At 64.4% G+C, this 2,479-nt stretch carries 3 protein-coding genes; all 3 read left to right on the forward strand.

Annotated features, from left to right (window positions below; all coding sequences use genetic code 11):
* Window positions 1–60 precede the first annotated feature (60 nt).
* The 3 genes from QMX78_RS21130 (at window position 61) to QMX78_RS21140 (ending at window position 2,340) form a co-directional block, all read left to right on the forward strand.
* Complete coding sequence (locus tag QMX78_RS21130) at window positions 61–1,062, forward strand: SMP-30/gluconolactonase/LRE family protein (RefSeq protein ID WP_282273367.1); 1,002 nt, start codon at window positions 61–63, stop codon at window positions 1,060–1,062.
* 63 nt (window positions 1,063–1,125) lie between these two features.
* The gene (locus QMX78_RS21135; RefSeq protein ID WP_282273369.1) at window positions 1,126–1,848 is read left to right on the forward strand and encodes a hypothetical protein; all 723 of its coding nucleotides are present in this window, start codon (window positions 1,126–1,128) and stop codon (window positions 1,846–1,848) included.
* Between the two features lie 78 nt (window positions 1,849–1,926).
* Complete coding sequence (locus tag QMX78_RS21140; protein ID WP_282273371.1) at window positions 1,927–2,340, forward strand: EF-hand domain-containing protein; 414 nt, start codon at window positions 1,927–1,929, stop codon at window positions 2,338–2,340.
* The last annotated feature ends 139 nt before the right edge of the window (window positions 2,341–2,479 follow it).

The following is a 2,479-nucleotide window of genomic DNA, read 5'->3' on the forward strand; positions in this document are numbered from 1 at the left end:
GAGCCATGCTCGGCATGGGCATTTCAGGTAAAGCCTCTGCCGAGCATGGCTCGGCACTACATGTCGTTGCCCACGCAACCACACCCACGCTCCAGCCCAGGCCTCTGGCACACTCGCACTTCCACCAACACGGAAGTCGCCGCCATCGCCCGCCAGATCCCCCGCGCCCGCATCGCCGCCTTCGCGCTCACCGCCCTGAGCAGCAACGCCCTGGCCACCGACACCTTCATCGCCCGCGACCACGTCAGCGATGGCACCTTCACCACCGGCATCGAAGGCCCGGCGACCGGCCCGGATGGCGCGTTGTATGTGGTCAACCTCGGCAAGGACGGCACCATCGGCCGCGTCGATGAAACCGGCAAGGCAACGCTGTTCCTCACCCTGCCCGAAGGCAGCATCGGCAACGGCATCCGCTTCGGCAGTGATGGCACGATGTATATCGCCGACTACCCACGCCACAACATCCTGCGCGTGGCACCAGGCTCAACCAGCGTCAGCGTGTTCGCGCACCTGCCCGATGCACACCAGCCCAACGACATCGCCCTCGCCCCCGACGGCACGCTCTACGCCAGCGATCCGAACTGGTCCAGGGCCGATGACGGCCAGCTGTGGCGCATCGACCGCGATGGCAGTGTCCACCTGCTCGAAACCGGCATGGGCACCACCAATGGCATCGAGGTCAGCCCCGATGGCCAGCGCCTGTACGTCAACGAAAGCGTGCAGCGCACTGTCTGGGTCTACGACCGCGCCGCCGACGGCAGCATCAGCAACAAGCGCCTGCTGATCCGCTTCGATGACCACGGCATGGACGGCATGCGCTGCGACGCCGACGGCAATCTCTATATCGCCCGTTACGACGCTGGTGTGATTGCGGTGGTGGCGCCGGACGGCAAGCTGCTGCGGGAAGTGCCGCTCAAGGGCCGCAAGCCCAGCAACCTTGCCTTCGGTGGCAGCGATGGCCGCCAGGTCTTCGTCACCCTGCAGGACCGGGGTGCGGTGGAAACCTTCCAGGCCGACCGCCCCGGCCGTGAATACGGCTTGCAAGCACCAGCCAAACCCTGAAGGCGCCAGTCTCAGCTGCTGCAATCCATATCAGGCATGCTGTAGGCCATGGGAGGAACCGCAATGCACAGCATCGAACTGAAGGACCCGGCCGGCTTCGGCAATGAGTTTCTACGGCTGACCCTGATGCAGGGTTTCCAGTCGCTGACCAAGCGTGACCTTGAACTGCTGATCTTCGTATTGATCGAACGCGACGGCGCCATCAATCGCAGCGACTCCAATGCTGCCGTCGCCCTGCAGCTACGGGTTACCCCCGCCAAAGTCAAAGGCCTGCGTCGCGATGGCTATGCACGCTGGCGGGCTTTGGTACCTGAAGAAGGCGACAGTGCCCTGCAGCGCATCGTCGCGGCGGTGCTGACCGAGGCCAACCTGCGCTCCGGGGCAAAGCACGTCAGCGAGCGCAGCCGCAAGGAAGGCTTCCTCGCCATCCGCATCGAGCATCCCGACGATGCCCAACGCTTCGAGCAGGCCATCCTCGATGTCGGCGCGATCCCGGTTTACGAACGCAACCGCGAAGTGGTGGCGGTGCGTTTCGACACCCTGCTCAACATCGCCGAACGCTGGAACTACCTGCAACCCGATCCGCAGGCCACGCTGGATGCCTTGAAGAAACTGGCCCCGGCCTCGGAAGAAGTCGCCGACCTGCTGAAGAAGGATGTCACCCAGCTGCGTTGGGTCGACCTGCGGCGCGCGCTCAACAGCCTGGGCGCGAAGGCGATCAGTTCCACCGCCGAAGGTGGCTTGAAGGGCCTCCTGAAACTGGTCTTCCCGTTCATTCCGGGCTGAGCGGTTGGCCCGTTCAGCTGCAGCGCACTACCATCACCATTGCCGCCACCCGCGTGGCGGAACCTGCTTCCACCATTGATGAGTCGTGCCATGCCCGCGTTTCGTATTGCCCTGCCATTGGCGTTTGCCATCCTGCTGCCCATTGCCGCCAACGCCCAGACCGTGCCGCGCCCTGAGCCTGCGGTCAGCATGCCGTTGAACGATGTGCCGGTGCATGTGCGCGAGCAATCGCTGTCCACCGGCAAGGTCACCCATTCCACGCAGATCCTGATGCCTACCGATCAGGCCCAGGTCACGGTGCGTTCGATCCAGCCGGACAGCGTGATCGGCAATTACCGCATCGACTTCGACGCGATGGATGTGGATGGCGATGGTTTCATCAGCCGCGAGGAAGCGCAGGCCAATCCGGCCCTGGCTGACGAATTCAATGCCTTGGATACAGCGCGGCGCGGCAAGCTGTCGCGCGAACAGTTGGCAGGTTGGCTGCGCTGACGCTGCACCTGTAGTGCCGAGCCATGCTCGGCAGCCGCTTCACCTGTAGTGCCGAGCCATGCTCGGCAGCCGCTTCACCTGTAGTGCCGAGCCATGCTCGGCAAGGGCTTTACCGGTAACGCCCCTTGCCGAGCATGGC

Origin of the sequence: Stenotrophomonas sp. PS02298 (assembly GCF_029959445.1) — a bacterium.
Classification (GTDB): domain Bacteria; phylum Pseudomonadota; class Gammaproteobacteria; order Xanthomonadales; family Xanthomonadaceae; genus Stenotrophomonas.